The sequence below is a fragment of the Bacillus sp. B19-2 genome, from assembly GCF_022832475.1.
GTDB classification, from domain to species: domain Bacteria; phylum Bacillota; class Bacilli; order Bacillales; family Bacillaceae; genus Bacillus; species Bacillus paralicheniformis.
The window spans coordinates 57,005-78,416 of sequence record NZ_JALHKQ010000002.1 but is presented as its reverse complement, the minus strand read 5'-3'; the positions used below and the strand labels follow the sequence as shown (position 1 = coordinate 78,416).

General features: G+C 40.4%; 18 protein-coding genes and 1 riboswitch. Of the genes, 11 read left to right on the top strand and 7 right to left on the bottom strand.

Annotated features, from left to right (window positions below; all coding sequences use genetic code 11):
- The first annotated feature begins 223 nt into the window (after positions 1 to 223).
- Positions 224 to 787 carry an alkyl hydroperoxide reductase subunit C gene (gene ahpC, locus MST20_RS07700; RefSeq protein ID WP_020453590.1) on the top strand — a complete coding sequence of 188 codons (564 nt, stop codon included), beginning with the start codon at positions 224 to 226 and terminating at the stop codon, positions 785 to 787.
- A gap of 13 nt (positions 788 to 800) precedes the next feature.
- Positions 801 to 2,330, top strand: a complete 1,530-nt coding sequence (gene ahpF, locus MST20_RS07695) for an alkyl hydroperoxide reductase subunit F (RefSeq protein ID WP_243941285.1) — start codon at positions 801 to 803, stop codon at positions 2,328 to 2,330.
- A gap of 286 nt (positions 2,331 to 2,616) precedes the next feature.
- Here the strand turns inward: ahpF and MST20_RS07690 are convergent, their stop codons facing one another.
- Positions 2,617 to 3,969: an amino acid permease gene (locus MST20_RS07690; protein WP_243941283.1), complete on the bottom strand. Its 1,353-nt coding sequence runs from the start codon at positions 3,967 to 3,969 to the stop codon at positions 2,617 to 2,619.
- Between the two features lie 146 nt (positions 3,970 to 4,115).
- Positions 4,116 to 4,195, bottom strand: a riboswitch (glycine riboswitch).
- 469 nt (positions 4,196 to 4,664) lie between these two features.
- Here MST20_RS07690 and fbp point away from each other — a divergent pair.
- Together fbp and MST20_RS07680 are read left to right on the top strand one after the other, a co-directional pair.
- Positions 4,665 to 6,590, top strand: coding sequence for a fructose-1,6-bisphosphatase (gene fbp, locus MST20_RS07685; RefSeq protein WP_243941281.1), 1,926 nt, complete (start codon positions 4,665 to 4,667; stop codon positions 6,588 to 6,590).
- 185 nt (positions 6,591 to 6,775) lie between these two features.
- Positions 6,776 to 7,054, top strand: coding sequence for a DUF2306 domain-containing protein (locus MST20_RS07680; protein WP_243941279.1), 279 nt, complete (start codon positions 6,776 to 6,778; stop codon positions 7,052 to 7,054).
- 64 nt (positions 7,055 to 7,118) lie between these two features.
- On the opposite strand, the gene MST20_RS07675 is transcribed toward MST20_RS07680, so the two are convergent.
- Positions 7,119 to 8,453, bottom strand: coding sequence for an FAD-binding oxidoreductase (locus MST20_RS07675; RefSeq protein WP_243941277.1), 1,335 nt, complete (start codon positions 8,451 to 8,453; stop codon positions 7,119 to 7,121).
- A 126-nt stretch (positions 8,454 to 8,579) separates the two neighbouring features.
- Positions 8,580 to 9,167 carry an NAD(P)H-dependent oxidoreductase gene (locus MST20_RS07670; protein WP_212110916.1) on the bottom strand — a complete coding sequence of 196 codons (588 nt, stop codon included), beginning with the start codon at positions 9,165 to 9,167 and terminating at the stop codon, positions 8,580 to 8,582.
- Between the two features lie 120 nt (positions 9,168 to 9,287).
- Between MST20_RS07670 and MST20_RS07665 the strand changes: the two genes are divergently transcribed.
- Entirely contained in the window at positions 9,288 to 9,716 is a 429-nt protein-coding gene (locus MST20_RS07665; protein WP_243941275.1) for a MarR family winged helix-turn-helix transcriptional regulator, read from the top strand.
- A gap of 140 nt (positions 9,717 to 9,856) precedes the next feature.
- On the opposite strand, the gene MST20_RS21250 is transcribed toward MST20_RS07665, so the two are convergent.
- The gene (locus tag MST20_RS21250; RefSeq protein WP_243941273.1) at positions 9,857 to 10,375 is read right to left on the bottom strand and encodes a YecA family protein; all 519 of its coding nucleotides are present in this window, start codon (positions 10,373 to 10,375) and stop codon (positions 9,857 to 9,859) included.
- A 343-nt stretch (positions 10,376 to 10,718) separates the two neighbouring features.
- On the bottom strand, positions 10,719 to 10,874 hold the full coding sequence (locus MST20_RS07655) for a hypothetical protein (RefSeq protein WP_243941271.1): 156 nt from the start codon (positions 10,872 to 10,874) through the stop codon (positions 10,719 to 10,721).
- A gap of 477 nt (positions 10,875 to 11,351) precedes the next feature.
- On the opposite strand from MST20_RS07655, the gene MST20_RS07650 reads away from it, so the two are divergent.
- From MST20_RS07650 to MST20_RS07625, 6 genes are all read left to right on the top strand, one after another.
- Positions 11,352 to 12,995: a DUF2075 domain-containing protein gene (locus tag MST20_RS07650; protein ID WP_243941269.1), complete on the top strand. Its 1,644-nt coding sequence runs from the start codon at positions 11,352 to 11,354 to the stop codon at positions 12,993 to 12,995.
- Positions 12,992 to 13,303, top strand: a complete 312-nt coding sequence (locus tag MST20_RS07645; protein ID WP_075212816.1) for a nucleotide pyrophosphohydrolase — start codon at positions 12,992 to 12,994, stop codon at positions 13,301 to 13,303. The genes MST20_RS07650 and MST20_RS07645 overlap by 4 nt, the downstream gene beginning before the upstream one ends.
- A 264-nt stretch (positions 13,304 to 13,567) precedes the next feature.
- A complete protein-coding gene (locus MST20_RS07640) occupies positions 13,568 to 14,470 on the top strand; it encodes an ABC transporter ATP-binding protein (RefSeq protein ID WP_243941267.1) in 903 nt (300 codons plus the stop codon).
- Complete coding sequence (locus tag MST20_RS07635) at positions 14,467 to 15,204, top strand: ABC transporter permease (protein WP_243941264.1); 738 nt, start codon at positions 14,467 to 14,469, stop codon at positions 15,202 to 15,204. The genes MST20_RS07640 and MST20_RS07635 overlap by 4 nt, the downstream gene beginning before the upstream one ends.
- Positions 15,205 to 15,210: 6 nt before the next feature.
- Positions 15,211 to 16,350 carry a sensor histidine kinase gene (locus MST20_RS07630; RefSeq protein WP_243941262.1) on the top strand — a complete coding sequence of 380 codons (1,140 nt, stop codon included), beginning with the start codon at positions 15,211 to 15,213 and terminating at the stop codon, positions 16,348 to 16,350.
- The gene (locus MST20_RS07625; RefSeq protein ID WP_243941260.1) at positions 16,347 to 16,949 is read left to right on the top strand and encodes a response regulator transcription factor; all 603 of its coding nucleotides are present in this window, start codon (positions 16,347 to 16,349) and stop codon (positions 16,947 to 16,949) included. The genes MST20_RS07630 and MST20_RS07625 overlap by 4 nt, the downstream gene beginning before the upstream one ends.
- 209 nt (positions 16,950 to 17,158) lie before the next feature.
- Here MST20_RS07625 and MST20_RS07620 read toward each other — a convergent pair whose 3' ends face one another.
- Both MST20_RS07620 and MST20_RS07615 read right to left on the bottom strand, forming a co-directional pair.
- Positions 17,159 to 19,861 carry an ATP-dependent DNA helicase gene (locus MST20_RS07620; protein WP_243941259.1) on the bottom strand — a complete coding sequence of 901 codons (2,703 nt, stop codon included), beginning with the start codon at positions 19,859 to 19,861 and terminating at the stop codon, positions 17,159 to 17,161.
- 162 nt (positions 19,862 to 20,023) lie between these two features.
- Complete coding sequence (locus MST20_RS07615; RefSeq protein WP_243941256.1) at positions 20,024 to 21,316, bottom strand: AbiJ-related protein; 1,293 nt, start codon at positions 21,314 to 21,316, stop codon at positions 20,024 to 20,026.
- Between the last annotated feature and the right edge of the window lie 96 nt (positions 21,317 to 21,412).

The window sequence follows — 21,412 nt, the reverse complement described above, 5'->3', positions numbered from 1 at the left end:
ATGGCTTTTTTGTTTGCCGTATATGCATGATTTTCATTTAGAACTTCCGATTCTCACCTTTCTAACTGGAAGAATCAATTCTCAACTATCTAAACCTTGTCCAAACAAAGCCCTTGACAAAAAATATTTATTATTTGATAATTTGTATATAATTATAATAATTATAGAGAAATAAAGTTTACAATTTTTATTTCTCTTAAACTACATTCAGGAGGACGATATTATGTCTCTAATCGGAAAAGAAGTACAACCATTCGCAGCAAAAGCTTACAAAAACGGTGAGTTTATCGATGTAACACACGAAGATCTGAAAGGCCAATGGAGCATTTTCTGCTTCTATCCAGCGGATTTCTCATTTGTTTGCCCGACTGAGCTTGAAGACCTTCAAAACGAATATGCTGCTCTAAAAGAACTTGGTGTCGAAGTATACTCTGTTTCTACAGACACTCACTTCGTACATAAAGGCTGGCATGACAGCTCTGAGAAAATCGGCAAAATCACTTATGCGATGATCGGCGACCCGTCTCAAACGATCTCCCGCAACTTTGAAGTGCTGAACGAAGAAGAAGGTCTTGCTGACCGCGGAACATTCATCATCGATCCGGACGGCGTGATCCAAGCTGTTGAAATCAACGCAGGCGGAATCGGCCGCGATGCAAGCACCCTGATCAACAAAGTAAAAGCGGCTCAATACGTCCGCCAAAACCCAGGCGAAGTTTGCCCGGCTAAATGGGAAGAAGGTTCTGAAACATTGACACCAAGCCTTGACCTAGTAGGCAAAATCTAAGGAGTGCATTCAATTGGTCCTTGAAGCAAATATCAAAGCACAATTAAACCAATACATGCAGATGATTGAAAATGACATCGTCCTTAAAGTCAGTACAGGCGATGACAGTGTCTCTAAGGATATGCTGGCTCTTGTAGAAGAGCTGGCTTCCATGTCATCAAAAATCACTGTTGAAAAGGCGCAGCTCGACAGAACGCCAAGCTTCAGCGTCAATCGTACCGGAGAAGATACAGGCGTCACATTCGCCGGAGTTCCGCTCGGTCACGAATTCACATCTTTGGTGCTGGCACTCTTGCAAGTAAGCGGCAGACCGCCGAAAGTCGATCAAAAAATCATCGATCAAATCAAGAACATCAGCGGCGAATACCGCTTCGAATCTTATATCAGCCTCACATGCCACAACTGCCCGGACGTTGTGCAGGCATTGAACATGATGAGCGTGCTCAACCCGAACATCACGCACACGATGATCGACGGTGCGGCATACAAGTCGGAAGTCGAAAGCAAAAACATTATGGCTGTGCCGACCGTATACTTGAACGGCGAATCCTTTGGCAGCGGCCGAATGACACTTGAAGAAATTCTTGTGAAGATGGGCAGCGGCACAGATGCGTCTGAGCTTTCCGATAAAGATCCGTTCGATGTACTCGTTGTCGGAGGCGGACCCGCCGGTGCAAGCGCAGCAATTTATGCGGCGCGCAAAGGCATCCGCACGGGAATTGTTGCCGAACGCTTCGGCGGCCAAGTCCTTGACACGATGAGCATCGAGAACTTCATCAGCGTGAAGCGCACCGAAGGACCTAAGCTTGCGGCAAGCCTTGAAGAACACGTCAAAGATTATGATATCGACGTCATGAACCTGCAACGCGCAAAAGGTCTCGAGAAAAAAGATCTTTTCCATCTTGAACTCGAAAACGGCGCTGTTCTGAAAAGCAAAACCGTCATTCTTTCAACTGGTGCACGCTGGCGCAATATCGGCGTACCTGGCGAACAAGAGTTCAAAAACAAAGGTGTCGCATACTGCCCGCACTGTGACGGACCGTTGTTTGAAGGCAAAGACGTCGCCGTCATCGGCGGCGGAAACTCCGGTATCGAAGCAGCGATTGACCTTGCAGGCATCGTCAACCACGTGACTGTTCTTGAATTCGCACCGGAGCTGAAAGCTGACGAAGTGCTGCAAAAACGTCTCTACAGCCTCCCTAACGTGACTGTCGTGAAAAACGCTCAAACAAAAGAAATCACGGGTGATGAAAACGTAAACGGCATCACTTACGTTGACCGTGAAACAGGAGCAGAAAAACACGTCGAGCTCCAAGGCGTCTTCGTCCAAATCGGTCTTGTGCCGAACACGGAATGGCTCCCTGAAACCGTCGAACGCAACCGCATCGGCGAAATCGCAGTCGATAAACGCGGCGAAACCACCATCCCTGGCCTATTCGCTGCCGGCGACTGCACAGACGGACCATATAACCAAATTATTATTTCAATGGGATCTGGAGCGAATGCTGCTTTAGGGGCGTTTGATTATTTGATCCGGAACTAACACCAAAGGCGCTATGCTGCTTAAACGGCAGTATGGCGCCTTTTTATGTTATAACCCATATACATCATGGCCGACAAACGCTTTCCATATGATCAAATTGTACGGATAGGACCAAGCGGGATATTGCGATTGTCCATTCATGTATGAATTGTATTCCATGACTCCATTCCTCTCGTTCTCATGTCTGCATTAAATATAAACCTATAAAAGGGAACGCTTGATTAAAAATAAAGACGGCATACTGCATGCAGTACACCGTCTTTTTCAAGAGATTTAATTTGACTCATCATGTTCTTTTTGTCCTGTTTTTTTTCATCCAAAATAAAATAAACAATACAATAAACCATAGAGGAGTCAGCAGCAAGGCCGGGCGAGTCGCATCCGCAAACAGCATAATTATGAGAATGACCGCAAACATCGCCAGGACAACGTAGTTGATAAACGGCGCGAATGGCGCTTTGAATGTTGATGCTGCGTGTAAGTGCGGACGGGTTTTCCTGTATCTGATATGGCAGACAAGAATCACACCCCACACCCATATGAAACAAATCGCGCTGATGGTTGTCACGATGCCAAAGGCTTGTTCCGGTATCAGTTTGCTTAATAGCGCTCCTGCTGACAGGACAATGGTTGATACCCATAACGCGTGACTCGGCACATGGTTTTTATTCAGCTTTGCAAAACTGGCCGGGCCCTGTTTCGTTTTACTTAAATTGTACAGAATCCGGCTAGTTGAAAACATCCCGCTGTTACAAGCAGAAGCGGCTGACGTTAATACAACAAAATTAATGATTCCCGCGGCAAGCGGGATGCCAACTAAGCTGAAGGTTTTCACAAAAGGACTTTCCGCTGCATTCAGTTCCATCCAAGGGTTAATACATAGTAAGACGAAAAGCGCGCCGACGTAGAAAAATAAAATACGTAAAGGAATTTTATTAATAGCCGATGGAATATTTTTTTTCGGGTTCGACGTTTCCGCCGCCGATACACCTACTAATTCCACACCGACATATGCAAAGATCACCATTTGGAAAGAAAGCAAAAACCCTGAAAATCCGTTTGGAAACAAACCGCCATGCTCCCAAAGGTTGGTAACCGAAACCGTTCCTGTATGCGTCTTAAACCCGATCACCAGCAAAATAACACCGATGACAATTAACGCAAGAATCGTGATCACCTTTATTAAAGCGAACCAAAATTCCAATTCTCCAAAAAGCTTGACAGTCAACAGATTGAGCCCTAATAAAATGAGTAAACAGATAAGTGCAGGGATCCACTGTGGAACATCAAACCAATATTTCACATAGACACCGACGGCAATCACATCCGCCATAGCCGTCATAATCCAGCAAAACCAATAGGTCCACCCGGTGACAAACGCCGCACGCGGCCCCAGATACTCCTCGGCAATATCGGTTAACGATTGATAACCCGCTTTAGATAACAGCAATTCTCCCAGCGCCCGCATCACGAAAAAAAGCGCAATACCTACAATGAAATACGCAAAGATGATAGAAGGACCCGCCAATTGAATCGCCTTACCGGAGCCTAAAAACAACCCGGTGCCAATCGTCCCGCCAATAGCGATAAGCTGTACGTGCCGATTGGATAAGTCCCTCTTTAATTCTCGCTGTTCCAAATCAAACTCCTCCTTACCTCTTTAGTGAACGACGAGCAGTAAAAAAGCCCATAAAAAAGAGATTGGATGTCCTCCAATCTCGTGGTCATAAGAATATCAAAATGTATTTGTGACGCTGACAATCATCAGCACGACAAATACATATTCGGTACTCTTCTGTCCTTTTGCCTGAGATTGTGAACCCTTCGGCGCCGCAGAATTCCGCGGTCTCTCCAGAAGCTGCTCCTGCTGTAGTGCGACCCACAGCAATCATAGCTTGCATGTATTGAGTTTTCCGATAGAGATGATTACTATCAGATAACTTTTTATTTTAATAGAGGTTGAGTGATTTGTCAATGGTCCTAGTTATAGTTAACGCTAGTATTCTTAAACTCACCTATATACTAGCGACAATATTTTCCTCTCATTTCTGAAAACGAGACAATGCTGGGATAGAAAGAAATCAATTCCATGAAAGTGACCAAGCCAAAGCCGGGTTACTCTGAAATGCGGTGTCCGATTAATGTTAAAGAAGCTTTCTCTCCGCTCTCTCAGCGCCTCTTTCCCTCGTTTTGATTGTCTCAAAAAGGAGTTATGCGGTACTATCATATAAAGGTCAATTATTTAAAAATAATGTCATACTTTTAAAATCACCTTATCATGCAAATGCTCGTACATAGGGGGCAACTCCTATTCTAAAAAGGGGATGGACGATTTTGGAAACCAAATATTTAGATTTACTCGCACAAAAATACGATTGTGAAGAAAAAGTGGTAACGGAAATCATTAATTTGAAAGCGATACTGAACCTGCCGAAAGGCACCGAGCATTTTGTCAGTGATTTGCACGGGGAATACCAGGCATTCCAGCACGTGCTGCGAAATGGTTCAGGAAGAGTAAAAGAGAAGATACGCGATATTTTCAGCGGTGTCATTTATGATAGAGAAATTGATGAATTAGCAGCATTAGTGTATTATCCGGAAGACAAACTGAAGTTAATAAAACATAATTACGATACGAAAGCATCGTTAAACGATTGGTATAAAGAAACGATTAATCGAATGATTAAGCTCGTATCTTATTGCTCTTCCAAGTATACCCGCTCCAAATTACGCAAAGCACTGCCCTCTCAGTTTGCTTATATTACGGAGGAGCTGCTGTATAAAACAGAAGAAGCTGCCAACAAAGAACAGTATTACTCCAAAATCGTAGATCAGATCATTGCGCTTGGCCAAGCTGATAAGCTGATCACCGGTCTTGCATATAGCACGCAGCGATTGGTGGTCGACCATCTGCATGTGGTCGGCGATATTTACGACCGCGGACCGCAGCCGGACAGGATTATGGAGGAACTGATCAACTATCATTCAGTCGATATTCAGTGGGGAAATCACGATGTCCTTTGGATAGGCGCTTATTCAGGCTCTAAAGTATGCCTGGCAAATATTATCCGCATCTGTGCCCGCTATGACAACTTGGATATTATTGAAGACGTGTACGGCATCAATCTGAGACCGCTCTTGAACCTTGCCGAAAAATATTACGATGATAACCCATCTTTCCGTCCGAAAGCAGACGAAAACAGACCGGAAGATGAGATTAAGCAAATCACAAAAATTCATCAAGCGATTGCGATGATCCAATTCAAGCTTGAAAGCCCGATTATCAAGAGACGGCCGAACTTTAATATGGAGGAACGGCTGTTACTGGAAAAGATTGATTATGCCCGAAATGAAATCACGCTGAACGGAAAAACATATCAACTGGAAAACACCTGCTTTGCGACGGTTAATCCGGAACAGCCAGATGAGCTATTAAAGGAAGAAGCGGAAGTCATGGACAAGCTGCTGTTCTCTGTCCAGCATTCCGAAAAGCTGGGCCGCCATATGAATTTTATGATGAAAAAAGGCAGCCTTTATTTAAAATATAACGGCAACCTATTGATTCACGGCTGTATTCCTGTAGACGAAAACGGCAATATGGAAGAGATGATGATTGAGGACAGAGCCTATGCGGGCCGTGAGCTGCTCGATGTATTTGAACGGTTCTTACGGAAAGCCTTCGCCCACCCGGAAGAAACCGATGATCTGGCGACGGATATGGTCTGGTATTTATGGACAGGCGAGTACTCCTCCCTTTTTGGAAAACGCGCAATGACGACCTTTGAGCGGTATTTCATTAAAGAGAAGGAAACACATAAAGAGAAGAAAAACCCGTATTACTATTTGCGTGAAGACGAGGCAACCTGCCGAAACATCCTGAAAGAATTCGGCCTCAACCCGGATCATGGCCATATCATCAACGGCCATACACCGGTAAAAGAAATCGAAGGAGAAGATCCGATCAAAGCAAACGGAAAAATGATCGTCATCGACGGCGGCTTCTCCAAAGCCTACCAATCGACAACAGGTATCGCCGGCTACACGCTGTTATACAACTCCTACGGCATGCAGCTCGTCGCCCATAAACACTTTAATTCCAAGGCGGAAGTGCTGAGCACCGGAACTGATGTCTTAACGGTGAAACGATTAGTGGATAAAGAACTTGAGCGGAAGAAAGTAAAGGAAACGAATGTTGGTGAGGAACTCTTGAAGGAAATAGCTATTTTGGAGAGATTGCGGGAGTATCGGTATATGAAGTGAGGAAATGTGAGTTCAGGGATCATTCTCTGGGCTCTTTTTTACGGTTTTCCACTTCGTAAAGCAAATTGCTAACAAGGTCTGGTTTTCTGCTCGTTCATAGATAAGGAAGCGGCGATTGATCTCGCAGGTAACGTCAACCATGTCACTGTTCTTGAAGTTTATGTCTCTTTTTTTGCAACCGGAGGATGGCCCAGTACAATCGGATTTCTGATTTTAAATACATTGGAACGACTATCCTTGCTTATCTGTCGATTAAAGGAAAAAAAGTCATACTGCACAGCCAATGGATGATGAGAAGCTTCTTTCTTTCATTTGCGAATATGACGATTTATATAATAGTTGCGATTACGCATAACCTAATGAATGTCTCATATGAACATTCCTACACAATAGCCGTTTGGCTTTGCTGGATCATCAACCTGCTGATTGCGGAATTTATCATTAAAAAGCAGGTATTTTCATAAAGCTTTCTTCAAAGGCTTAATCATTTTTGATTAAGCCTTTGAACATTCTTACCAACGAAGACATTTACAATGGCGGGATGCTTTGCTCAAAACGGAAAACATAAAAAGGATCCACTTCTGTTTTCACCTTTCTGAGCCTATGAAAATTTCGCCCATAATACGTTTCCGGCCAATTGCGTATAAAAAGGTCGGGCCAATTTACATAATCACCCTCGGTATAGGGCTTCAACGCATTTCTTAATGATTCCACCCAGCGAACATTCCTTTCTTCTTCGCCCCGATCTGTCCACTTCGCATTATATTCTTGAGCAATGATGGCCTTCCGATGATAATAGGCTGTTTCCGTCGGTTTGATTTGTTTAACGGCGCCCCCTAATGTCTGCTGCCAAATCGTGGCATTTTCATTCGGAGCATTCTCAAGGAAATGTTTCATCACCTGAATCGCTTTTTGCGGCAGAACTTCATATATAAACGAACCGGAGCGTTTGATGAACGAAGGAACATTGCCTGCTGGATTATTAAAATAATCAACCGCTTGAATATATGGAACCGTTTTGATTTTGACTGTTTTCGGATCGGTATGTTGAAGAAGCGGGCGCAGCAATTGTTTTAATTCATCCGCCGGACCTAAATATTGTCCATCTGATACGATTTGATTTTGACTTTTTGCGTATAACTCGATTTCAGCTGTTAAGCGGTGATCTGTAAAAGGCGCCCAGTGCTGCCAAGCATCAAATGCCTCTTCAAGCTGCCCCCAACCCCATTCAACTCTAAAAAGAGAGACCGTGGAGATTAAATAAATGCGAAACGTAAACTCGGTCACAATCCCAAAATTGCCGCCGCCACCGCCGCAGCATGCCCAAAACAAATCTCGGTTCTTTTTCCTGCTCGCTTCAACAATGCGAGCCCCTTTTCTCCCTTCTGGAACCGCAATTCTGAGACTCAGGAGATTATCGCAAGTAAGCCCGAATATTCTCGATAACATCCCGATCCCTCCGCCCAGTGTGAGTCCAGAAAGCCCAACACTAAACTCAGTACCGGCCGGGATGGTCATACTGTGTTGCCACAATGTGCTGTATACATGTCCTAAATCGGAACCAGCCTGAATCGAAGCTGTCCGATCGCTGACGTTTACACATATTTCATCCATATCACTCGTATCAATCACCAACCCGCGATTGAGAAGTGAAAAATTTTCATAGCTATGCCTGCCGCTCCTGACCCGGAAAGGAACTTCATTTTCTCTGGCCCATTGTAATGCATTCACGATATCCGTTTCATTTTGACAAAACACAATTGCTCCGGGGTACTTGGACAAGTTTAGATTATAATTGATTCGTGCTTTTGAATACGCGGGATCATCAGGGATGACAACACGTCCGGTCAACTCAACACCCATACTTTCTCACCGCCGTAATTTGTTATATGACTAATCTATGGATTTCTGCATAGCGATGAAACGGCTGATTGATAGATTCATAGAAAGATTTTGCGTTTACAATACTGAGAAGTATTTTTTTTATGGTTATCTATTTACCTTTCTAAAATACTGATATATTTTTTCTAACTTTTCACTCTGCCTTCCTTTAGGACTCTCCATATTGCCAAATTCAAAGAATTTCACTTGCTTGATTCCTACAAAGTGAAACACCGCTCTTTTCATCAACACTTTGTGACTGTTATTCAGCAGAAACAAAGGGTACTTCTCAGGACCTTTCATAGTCGAAATACAGACGACTGACTTTCCTTTCAAAAGCCCTTCCGGTAAAAGCCCTCCTTTATCCTTATAAGCAAAGTCTGAAGAAAATATTTGATCGATATAGCCCATCAGCATTGCCGGAGGCCTTCCCCACCAGATTGGATAAACAAAGACAATCTTATCCGCCCACATCAATTGCTTCCTATACTTTTCAAAGTTCGGGTCACTGTGCATATCACGCCTTCGTTTTTCCTTATTAAAATGAAGGATTGGATCGAAACCCTCTTCATATAAATCTAAAACCTTTATTTCATTAATCATGGGATTCTGATGACTTCCTTCAATGACTTTCTGCAAGAACGCATAGTTTAAACTATGATGATTCGGATGAATGTAAACAATGAGCATATTCATTATGTCAACCCCTTTACTTATCATTTGATAAGTAAATTATATGCTTTATCACAATTAGTTGTCAAATGATAATTGTTTTTTGATAACTAATTTGCTATCTTTGATGAAGAGGTGATCATTTTGGAAACTAACAGCCTTTTTCAAAAATTTGTGGCGTTTTCCACTTCCGTACATCGTGTCACACATGAAATAACAAAAGGTGTGAAGTCAGATACAGTTACACCCGTTCAGTACAGCATCCTCGAATATATTTTTGTCAGCCAGCCTGTAACCCCCAGTCAAATCAGCGACTGTCAGTATATTTCAATGTCAAATACGAGCCGGGAACTTAAAAAATTGAGCGAAAAAAATCTAATAGAAAAATTCGAGGATCCCGAAGATCGAAGAAAACAATACGTTCGGCTCTCTCGGGACGGGGAAGCTATGATGAACACAGCCTTTAACATCATTGAATCTCGTTTCCTCACACGTTTAAAAGATACTTCTAAGGAAGACTTAGATGAGATTGAACGTGCTCTGGATGTGCTTCATAAGAAGCTATTTTATTAATATCCACGGTTCTGGGGTTGCCATACAACTCCCGGGTGTATGCTTCTCACAGCAAAAAACAGTGTGACGAACTGGATCGTCACACTGTTTTCTTGCTTGCTAATAGCCTAATTTCGCACGGTGCCGCCCCCCGCAAACACTTAAGAATTCAAGCAACACTTCTTATATTTTTTCCCGCTTCCGCATGGACAAGGATCATTGCGACCGATCGCCTTTCGACTTTTAAAGTCGATCACATTCGTTGCTGGTTGAGGATTTTGGGCTGAAGATAAGGCAATCACTGGTTTTCTCCCTTGAGAAATTTCCTTTGGTGTGTGACCTTTCAACATCCACCTTCTAGAGTGATTAAACAATTCTGTCAGATGATAGGCGAGATCATCAATGAATTCAAAATCAGGAAATTCAAATTGATGCTGAAAAAATTCTACAGCTTGGTTCAAACTGGCATTATTGAAGATCATGAAATTTAACCGCTCTGCAATCTCCTCACCATCCTCAGCAGTCAAATGATAATACTGTTGTAAAAACTGAATTAACCTTTTCATTTCTCTCGTTTTTTGCACGTATCCTGGTTTTCCCGCTTTTAACAGTTGCTGTTTTGTAAAAGGATAATACCCAATGCTTGAGCGCTTTTCTATTTCTTCAAAAGTCTTCTCCACATTGTACACCCTTTTATCTACGAAACCATACAGTGAATAACCCATTTGTTTGATAATAGTCGCTCGCACTGGTCAATACATCTGAAAATTCTTTGAAATCTATTTCCTGCCTCAACAATTCACTCGCCATGTCAACTAAAGCAGACGTATGCACAATCCCATAATAATATAGTAAACCATGACTAAGCCGAATCCACTCGGTATTTCGATCAATCATCTGGTGTAATTCCTGTTCATCTAAAGCGAAGAACTGTTCCACAAGTTCTATAGGAACGGTTAACCCCGGCTTCCCTTCTAAACGAATCGGAAAGATGATCCCCCAATCCATCAATGCCTTAATTTGTTAAATGGATACATTCCTCGGCACCTGAATCTTACCTGAATGACTGACGATTTTTTTAAAAAGACCATACCTTTCCTGGTCAAATGTCGATAGAATTCCGCGGAAATGGCTGGGAATCGCGACAACCAGTTCCTGTATTAACTCCGCTTTCTTCAAATTGCTTATTCCTTTTAACTCAAGACTCTTACGTATATCGTCCAATTCAATTTTTGAGAGAGAATGGAGCAAGCTTTCCAATCGATACGGCTCACTAACATTCTTCCACAGCTTTTGATCCCTTTTTTTCCCGCAGCTCACGATTATGTTTCATTCCTTGATCGAATGCCGTTCTGATCCTATTCAACGTTTTAGAATCCAATACAGCGCCTCCTATCTAGGCTTAATACTGGTTTTATTTTAACAAAAAAACTGCTTTTTCGGGCTGCTCCTCGTCACCGCAACGAACCTTGACGGGATCGCATTCAAACGCAGCGATATAAGCAGCCACCTATTCTACGCGTCTGCAAAGCCTCTGCTGTCTTCTCACCCGGCATTGAACTTATCACCACCGGAAAACATTTGCAGACTTATATCAATAAGCTGCCATAAATATGTTACTATTATTTTAAAAAAGAGATTCAGAGGCTAAAAACAATGAATGAACTTGTGTTTGAAAAGAGAAAGTTTACTTCAGATCATGTGAATGTTGTAAAAACACTGCATTTAAATAACTATCCGATTGTGTACATCCTTTATAATGAGAAAAAGAAACCGACTGCATATATTGGGCAAACGGTTCAAGCTGCACGGCGTTTGAAGAATCATATAGATGATGAAAAGCGAAAGAAATTGAATCGTTTTATATTAATCGGGCATGAGAAATTTCACCAGTCTGCGACATACAATATTGAATCAAATTTAATTAACTATTTTATCGCAGATAACCGCTATCAGCTTCAAAACGTGAGCCAGACAAGGTCTAGGGAAATGCACAATTACTATCAGAAACCCTTTTATAATGAAAATATCTTTCAAGTTATTTGGGAGAAGCTGAGAAAAGAGAAAGTTGTGAGCGATTCTCTTGAAAACCTTAGGAATAAAGACATTTATAAGTTATCTCCTTATAAAGAGCTCTCCCCTCAGCAGCTCGATATTAAAAATAAGATCCTTGATTTCTGTAAAGAACGTATACAAAAAGAAGGAAATCATGTCATTGTTATTGAAGGAGACGCCGGCACAGGGAAAAGTGTCCTGTTAAGCTCTCTGTTTAATACAATTCAAGATTTGGCGAAGAGCGAAGACCCTTATTTGAGAGAAACAGATAATTACTTGCTGGTAAATCACAGCGAAATGCTGAAGACTTATAAAAGCATCGCCAACAGCTTACCGAATTTGAAGAAAAAGAGTCTCATGAAGCCAACACCTTTTATTAACGAGAAAACAAAGACGGGAGCAACAGCGGATATCGTATTAGTCGACGAAGCTCACCTGCTTCTGACAAAGGAAGATTCCTATAACAATTTCCGCTACCAAAACCAGCTGGATGAGATCATTAAGCGAAGTAAAATCACTGTTGTGATCTTTGATCCAAAACAAGTCTTAAAGATTAAAAGTTATTGGAACGACAGATTGCTCGAAGAAATCATCAATCAGTATGATGCGAAAACCGTAAAACTTACAGACCAAATGAGAATGAACGCCAATCCAGAAACGATGAAGTGGATTGACAGCTTTGTTGAAAAGAAAATTCTTTCTTTGCCGACTGAAGACTCCTCCTTCGAGCTAAAAATATTCGAAGATGCTGCTGCGTTTAAGAAAGCCATTGAAAGTAAAAACAACAAAGACGGTCTCTCTCGAATTGTCTCGACCTTTGATTATTTACATAAAAAAGATAAAAAGACTTACATCGTTGATGAAGAAGGGATTAACATGCCCTGGAACAGCACCCAGGATAAAGTGACATGGGCCGAAAATCCGAATTCTATTAAAGAAGTCGGCTCCATTTATACTGTTCAAGGGTTTGATTTAAATTACGTCGGCGTCGTTCTCGGCCCTTCCGTAAGCTATGATGAAGACAACGACGAACTGGTAATTGATACTTCAAAATACAAAGATACAGGGGCATTCATTTCTCGTACAGATTTATCGCCAGAAAAGAATGAACAAATCAAAGAACAAATCATCTTAAATTCAATAAATGTCCTGATGAAACGGGGCATACACGGTCTCTATATTTATGCGACAGACCCTAAATTAAGAAAAAGACTACTCGAGTTAGAAAGGGGAAAATCATCATGAGTGATATCCAAAGCCTAATCAACGCAATCAACGAATTCAGAGATGAACGAAACTGGAGACAATACCATAACCCAAAAGACCTCGCCATCTCAATCTCAATCGAAGCAGCAGAGCTGCTCGAAGACTTCCAATGGATCAGCAGTGAAGAAGCACTCAAAGCAAATAAAGAAAACATCCGTGAAGAAATCGCAGATGTTTTAATTTACTCATTCATGTTATGTAACGATCTTGGACTGGACGTGAAAGAGATTGTGGAAGAGAAGATTGTGAAGAATGGAAGGAAGTATCCGGTTAATCATAATGGCTAAGACTCTCCTTTTAAGTAGAGAGAGCTTGTTTCACAATTGAAGACCGCTCTCTCTATCTCCATGATGCGTTGATGATGATGGCGCTCTGCTTTGTTATCTTACCGTAATCCCCCCACTTCATTTGCTTTTACACCCTTCGGTTCTTTCTGCACATTGTTAAAAAAAATGACATTTGTCACCCGATTTTCATGACATCACTTACTAAAATCCGCCTCCCTCAGCTTATACAATGAAATGAGTAAATCAGGAGGTGGTCTGTAAACCATGAGCAATGTTGTGAGCTTGACGAATGTGACAAAGACATTCCGCCAAAAAACGGCGGTTGATCAGATAGATTTTTCAATTAAAAAAGGAGAAATTGTAGCGATTCTCGGGCCAAACGGGGCCGGGAAAACGACGACGATTTCAATGATATTGGGGCTGTTAAAACCAACGGCAGGCAACATCACATTATTCGGTTCCATGCCGCATGAAAAACGGGTGCGCGAAAAAATCGGCACGATGCTGCAGGAAGTCAGTGTGATGCCTGGTTTGCGTGCAGGTGAAATCATCGAACTCGTTAGGAGCTACTATCCAAATCCTCTATCCTTTCAGAAGCTTAGAGCGCTGACAGGTTTGACAGACAAGGATTTAAAAACACAGGCGGAAAAATTGTCAGGCGGGCAAAAGCGGCGTCTCGGCTTTGCCTTGGCGCTTGCCGGCGATCCAGAACTGATGATTTTTGACGAACCCACGGTCGGAATGGATATCACTTCAAGAAACCGCTTTTGGCAAACGGTTCAAACGCTCGCAGAGCAAGGAAAAACAATCATTTTTTCTACACACTACTTACAGGAAGCAGATGATGCCGCGCAACGAATCTTGCTGTTTAAAGACGGCTGCATAGTAGCTGACGGGACGCCGCTCCAAATAAAATCAAGAATATCGAAGCATTCGGTTTCATTTATAGTCGATCCGGAACAGTCGCTCGAGAGGCTGTATCAGCACCCGGAAATCGAACAGATTTTTCGTAAAAACAACCGGGTTTATATCGACACAGCCAATACGGACAAAATATTGGAACTCATTTTCGCAGAAAAGATCGGCGCTTATGATATTCACATTGAACGCGGAAACCTTGAAGAGGCGTTTCGCCAGCTGACAGGCAAAGGAGACGATGTAAAATGAATGTATTTCAGATGCAGTGCAGAATGGAAATCAAAAGAATGCTTCGAAACCGCTATTTTGTCTTTTGGTCATTGGCTATGCCGATTGCTTTTTATTATATTTTTACAAATGTCGTCAATACGAATGCTCCGGACCCTGGGGCTTGGAATGCGCATTATTTAATGTCGATGACAACATTCAGCGTCATGGGCTCTTCGATCATGACGCTCGGCATCCGCATGGTTCAAGAACGCACCCAAGGCTGGTCGACGTTCATTCGCGTAACGCCTCTTCCCGACCACATTTATTTTATCGCTCAAATGGCGGGGCAAAGCGTCATTCATATTCTTTCGATTACAGTAATCTTCTTAGCCGGCGCCTTGATTAACGGCGTTTCTTTATCCCCATTGGAATGGTTCCTGTGCGGATTGTGGGCCCTGCTTGGCTCGCTCCCGTTTCTTGCGATCGGGACATTGATCGGGATGATGAAAAAAGTGGATACAGCAGCCGGAATCAGCAATGTGTTGTATATGGGCCTCGCTGTATGCGGAGGGATGTGGATGCCGCTTGAAATTATGCCAAAAATGATGCAGAATATCGGCTATTGGCTGCCGTCCTATCATTATGGCAGCGGTGCCTGGGAAATTGCTCGAGGTCAAATGCCAAACTGGAAAAATATTCTCTTCCTATTCGCCTATTCAATCGTTATTATGCTACTATCTAAATATATAAGAAGAAAACAAGAAGCGGTGTGAGTAAGAATGAAAAAAAACTTCAGCATGTTTCCGAAACGGTACGGCTTTTTTCCCTATATCTTTTTAATCTATTTACTGCTGCCCATTTCTTATTTGACGAATCAGACCTCGGGGATCAAGCAGCTGATCGGTTTTGGACTCGTGCTGCTTTTCTTGGTGACATATCGCCAGCTTTTTTTTATTTCGCCGCACAAAAAATTATTTACTTATTGGCTGGCCATCCAGCTTTCAATCATTTTGATCTACACTGTATTTTATGATATCAATTTAGTCTTTTTAGGCTTTTTTTCAGCGAACTTTATCGGTTATTACCGGGAAAAAAAGATATTTCGGCGCGGCCTTACCAGCCTGGTTGTTGTATTGGTCGCCCCTTTTATCTATCATCTGCTGAAGGATCCATCCCTGCTAAATCGGCTCTTTTATTTTCTGCCCTTTCTCGTGATTATGCTCATTTCACCATACGGCATCCGCTCCATGAACCGCCGCATGGAACTGGAACAAGAGCTTGATGAGGCAAATCAGCAAATTAAGGAACTGGTCAAGCGCGAGGAGCGTGTACGAATTGCCCGTGATCTGCACGATACACTTGGCCATACTCTTTCACTTCTCACATTAAAAAGCCAGCTTGTCCAGCGTACCATCGCCAGCGACCCGGAACGGGCGCGAAAAGAAGCAAGAGAAATGGAAACCACATCAAGAGCAGCCTTAAAACAAGTCCGGGAACTCGTGTCTGATATGAAAACGGCAACGATCGCAGAAGAGCTCATCCACATCCAGCAAATCCTGCGGGCTGCAGACATCACATTCGAATACATGGGAGGTTCCGATTTTTCAAATATTTCTCCTGTCACACAAAACATCGTCAGCATGTGTATACGCGAAGCCGCCACAAATATCGTCAAACACAGCCGTGCCACCCATTGCACCATTTCCATCTCTCAAACAGATGAAAAACTAAGCATCACCATCAAGGACGACGGAATGGGAATGGATCAGCAAACACCATTTGGAAACGGCTTGCGCGGAATGAAGGAAAGACTTGCATTAATCGACGGCGCACTCGACGTTTCAACCCATAACGGCACAGTTTTAAGCATCGCCGTTCCAATTGTAAAGAAAGCTGAACGAAAGGAAGCACCCCAATGATTTGTTTATTTATTGCCGAAGACCAAAGAATGCTGTTAAGCGCACTGGGATCCTTGCTTGATCTTGAAGAAGACATGAAAGTAATCGGCCAGGCGACAAACGGCGAAGAAGCGCTCACCGCCATTCTCAAGCTAGAACCGGACGTCTGCCTCATGGATATCGAAATGCCCGTCAAAAGCGGCTTAGAGGTGGCTGAAGAGCTGACGAAACGGGGCTCAAAAAGTAAGGTTATCATATTAACAACATTCGCCCGCCCCGGCTACTTCGAACGCGCCGTCAAAAGCAATGTCCACGGCTACCTGCTCAAAGACGGAGAAATCGACGACCTCGCAGACGCCATCCGAAAATGTAAGGAAGGCAAGCGAATCTTCAGCCCGGAACTCACCTTTGATGCCATCCGCAAGGTAAACCCGCTCACCGAACGCGAGCAGGAAATCCTGCGCCTCGCCGCTCTCGGTAAGACGACGAAAGAAATCTCCTCTGAACTGTTCTTATCAGCCGGTACCGTCCGAAACTATATTTCTGAGATTATGAATAAGCTGGGTGCGAAGAACCGGACGGAGGCGGCGAAGGTTGCGGAGGGGGAGGGGTGGGTTTGAGTGTGGTCGGATGATTAGTAGTTGATTCTCTGATGTACATTTTGAAGCTTAATTGGTTTTAGAGCTTTCAGGATAACCATTTATTAAACAATATCATCTAACGTCCACACTCTTGTTTTAGGATGTATTATAAAGTCCATAATAATGTTTCAGAACATAGATCCCTTATGGGAGTTTAAAGAATCTTTAAAGTCAAAGTATCTGACTAGCTAACTATATCTTGATGATAATAGAGAAACATCCCTTCTGCTGTTTTTTATTTCCACTTTACTTAAAACTTTCTTCTCCGTATCTGGCGACCAGTATATTTTTAATTTCTCCTTCGCCCGAGTTATTGCCGTATAAAATATATTGTGAGTAATCATTTCTTCAATCTCATCTGTAATAATGATTTTAACAGATTTATATTCCAACCCCTGTGCTTTATGGATTGAAACAGCATAGGCAACCTGGAAAGGAACTACAGCCTCAGATGATAAATCATCATCTTCATCGGTGCTTCTATACTTGTTGACAAAAAAGCGAATAATTGAATTACCTTTATCCGAATTAGCTATCAGCTGAAAATCATATCCCTCCAAATCCAACTGATTTATCACTTTATCTAGTTCAATATCGAATTGTATTTTATCTTTAAACGTTTCTATGCCAACTATTTTCCCTTTTAAGTTGTTATAAATTAAGGGAGCAAACCTTTCTGATTCATTAAACAAAACGGGATCGTTGACCTTATAAGTTTGAATACCCCATTGAACCGCGTTTTTTTCATTGCTGCTTTGTAAAAATCTATTTATATTGTTTATTCCATAAAGCCCATCATAATTTAAACATAGTATTATTTCATCCTCTTCAGAATGCTCAAAAATCGACTCGTTCAAACTAATTGAATAATTATTTTTGGTAATGTGTTCTAGTAGGTCCTCATCCATACGTCTAACCTTACTCCACAAAGTAAGCAGCTTGGGGTTACTGCTTCTATAAGGTTTTGTTAACTCGAATACTGATGTTTCGGGAACAAATGAACGAGCAACGTCAAACCAATTTCCAAAAACTATTGAATCGATTTGAAAAACGTCTCCGACTAAAACTAATAATTTGAAAGAAGCTTTAGTTATAACTTTAAGCATATCTAAATTACTAACTGTACTGCACTCGTCAATAACCAATAAATCAAATTCTATATCGCAATTCCTCTGTGCTTTAAATTTCGCTATGGTTTTAAAGGTACAATTAGCAGCATTAACCCTTCTTTTTAAGTTATCTACTGCCGGATTAGTATTTGCTAAAAAGAGCTTCTTCTTGTCATTAAAAAAGTTTGAAATATGATTTATCATAGTGGATTTTCCGGTTCCAGCAGAACCGTATATTAAAGCTACTTTGGAATTCTCAAACATTTGTTTTAGAGCAGATTTCTTCTCATCGCAATCAATATCATAGGGGGAAGACTGCAACCAAAAATGAACTGAGTTTGAGTAATTATCAATTCCTGATGAAGCTAATTCTTTTAGTTTTTGTATAATACTTAGCGTATCTTCTTCATAACCTTTTATATAAAAATATTCTTTATAATTCTCTAACCTTCGATGTTGATGTTTATAATATAGCTTACTGTTATAAGCCCTCATCAAACCTTCAATACCTTCAAAACTTATAATATCGTTTTTGGGAGTATATAATTGCCCCTTTATTTCTGTATTGTTTTTAATAAGTCTTGCAAAAACCTCATGATCTCGATTAGTTGTTTCGATACAGTCGAGTAAATCCAAAAATTTAGGATTATGATTTCTTAACGATGTATTAAACGGCATTTGATCAAATGGTATACACCCATAATCCAAATTTAGATTTGATAATGCTTCGCATCCCCCAGACTCGTATTGCCGTTTTATAACTTTATTATTTAGTCTGTAAAGTAAATATCTAATAATATTACTTCCTGGACTATTACTTTTTGTCAATTCACGACATTTGTCCATTATATCAAAAAAGTGTAATACCCTTGCTTTTTGAGTTATTTGGCTCTTAATACTCAAATAATTACTTTCTGAAAAATCAATGACCTCATCTAAATTTAGTCCGGTTTCAGTTAGATATCTCATTAACTCGCGATACTCAGTATTTCCACTTTGTATTTTAGAATAAAGCCCAAATATATTCGCAAAATTATTTAGTTCACAAGGACGGATTGATACTTCCCATCCATCAATAATTAGGATCGGCATTTTTTTTCCCAAAATACTAACAGTGTCATTTTTTATTGAGAGTTTTACAGCATAGTTATGCGAAAGCTCTAGTTTTGTGAACGCAATAATTCTATCAAACTTGCTTGCTTTGTCATTTGCAACAGTAAATGTCACTTCATAATACACATTGTAATCTACGAAAAATGGCTTTATTCTTTGAATATAGTAACGATCTTTATATGTATTTCTTTTTCCAGTCAAATATGGTTGATTTATTTTCTTCGAGATTTTATTATAATACTCCTTAAGATTTGAATCCATATTAATAGGGTATTTATCTATGTTATTTAGGACATCAAGATTATACTCGCTCTTTAGGAGGGTTTTTATTTTAAGCAAATACTCATAATACTTCAACATTAGTCTTTCTGAGTTTTCCTCACTAAGCGTATAATGGGATACAGTTATCTGTAAAAGTTTATGAAATTTACTTAGAAACTTTAAATTGCCTCTGGATTTAACATAGGCATTTGCTTTCTCAATGTTTTGATAGCTATTTTCAATATCTTGGCCATTAGCGTATGCTTTTAATGAAATATGTTCAACAAAATTTCTAAGCTGTGATAAAATATTTTGTGACAATAATCCTCTATCATAGGAGTCAAACCTATCAATATTTCTGCAAATGACTTTATCAATATCTGAAATCTCAGTGTCAATTCTATTCAAAAAACATTCACCCCCATTTATAAACTTCCCACCTGATGAAATGTCTAACTGAAAAAAGATAAATACTTTCTAATGGTAATGTGTAAAGTTGGTTTATCAGGTAATAATCGGGTTAATATCACGTCTATTGAACGATCTATTCGAAAAGATTCTTATATATATTTAAATTATTCTTCCATTATATAAATATTGACTTGCAACCGTGATTAATGAAAGGCACCGTTTATAAAAGTAATCGTAATGCTCATCATCCTCAATATCAATTTTTGTAGTTTCATGATGACGAATTCTAAAGTTATTTCCAATCGTTGTTAGTTCGTAAAATTCTTTTTCAAACATTTTTTTAAAGGGTTCCTTGTTACGGCTCATATCATCAATAATTCTATTTACTGATTTCTTCTTATCTAATGTTGGAGCATAATATGTTTTTAACCTTTCAAACGCATCCCAGAGTTTTTCAACAGCAATTTTTAAATTCCCTTTTTCATAATATGTATTTGCTTCTTGAAGCAGTTCTTTGAGTCCTGTCTCGCCAATTGAAATCAATGTATTTTTCTTTAAATGACTGTCTGAAATACTTTCAATTTTTCCATTATTTAATTTCAAAGAAATATCATTCAATTTTAATATTGCATTAATTTTTGCTACATAGTTATTTTTACAATATTTCTCTAAAAATTCTATCGCATCTAACACACAATAAGGAGATGTGTAGTATATAAATTCTTTTAGGCTATCAGTTTCAACATATTGTTTTTGGTTATTAAAGCACTTAGGGGAGTAAAATTTCCTTATATCATTAAAAACCTCTTCACTTACCAAGACATCGTATTGCCATCCTGTTTCAGTTGTTTTCCTATAGCTATAATTATAACTTTCTAGTATTTGATAAATCTGATTTCTTGCTTTTCGATTAATTGTAAAGCCTATTTTTTTCTGTTTTATCGCTTTTTCATTCCTCTGAGAGAAAGGAATGAAAATCTCATTTTCTGGTTGATAAACTTTCCAACTATAGATGTCACGGTTAGATATTTTTTTTGCAGGATAGAGTTCGTACCCATCATTTTGTAACAATTTGTTTATCTCAGTAAGAAACTCCTTCCAATATCCTTTCTCAAACCTGACTGCTGGATTAAATACCTCACAAATAAATCTTAAGTATATTTCATCGTTTCCATTTGTTAATTGGAATCGTTCGTCCTCAAATATCCAACAATGCGGGTAATCATCGTTGTTTACTGTATGTTGCCATATTTCACCTTCGGCATTTGAAAACCTAAAATCTAAACTCGGCATACTTTTCAAATCATATAATCTCTTGAGAAAATCAAGCTCATTCATTCGTCCAAAATAAGGGTAAGTAACTTTTTTCGTTTCAAATACTTCATCTATATCAATTCCGTCCCGAAAAAAATCAAGAATTTCACGCTTTGTTATATCACTAATTCGGTTCACGACCTCAAACCACTCTCCTATCTTAATATAACTTTTCGACAAGATTTGCATGTCCTTTAAAAGTTCATATATCTAGCAAATTGACATAGCTTCAAT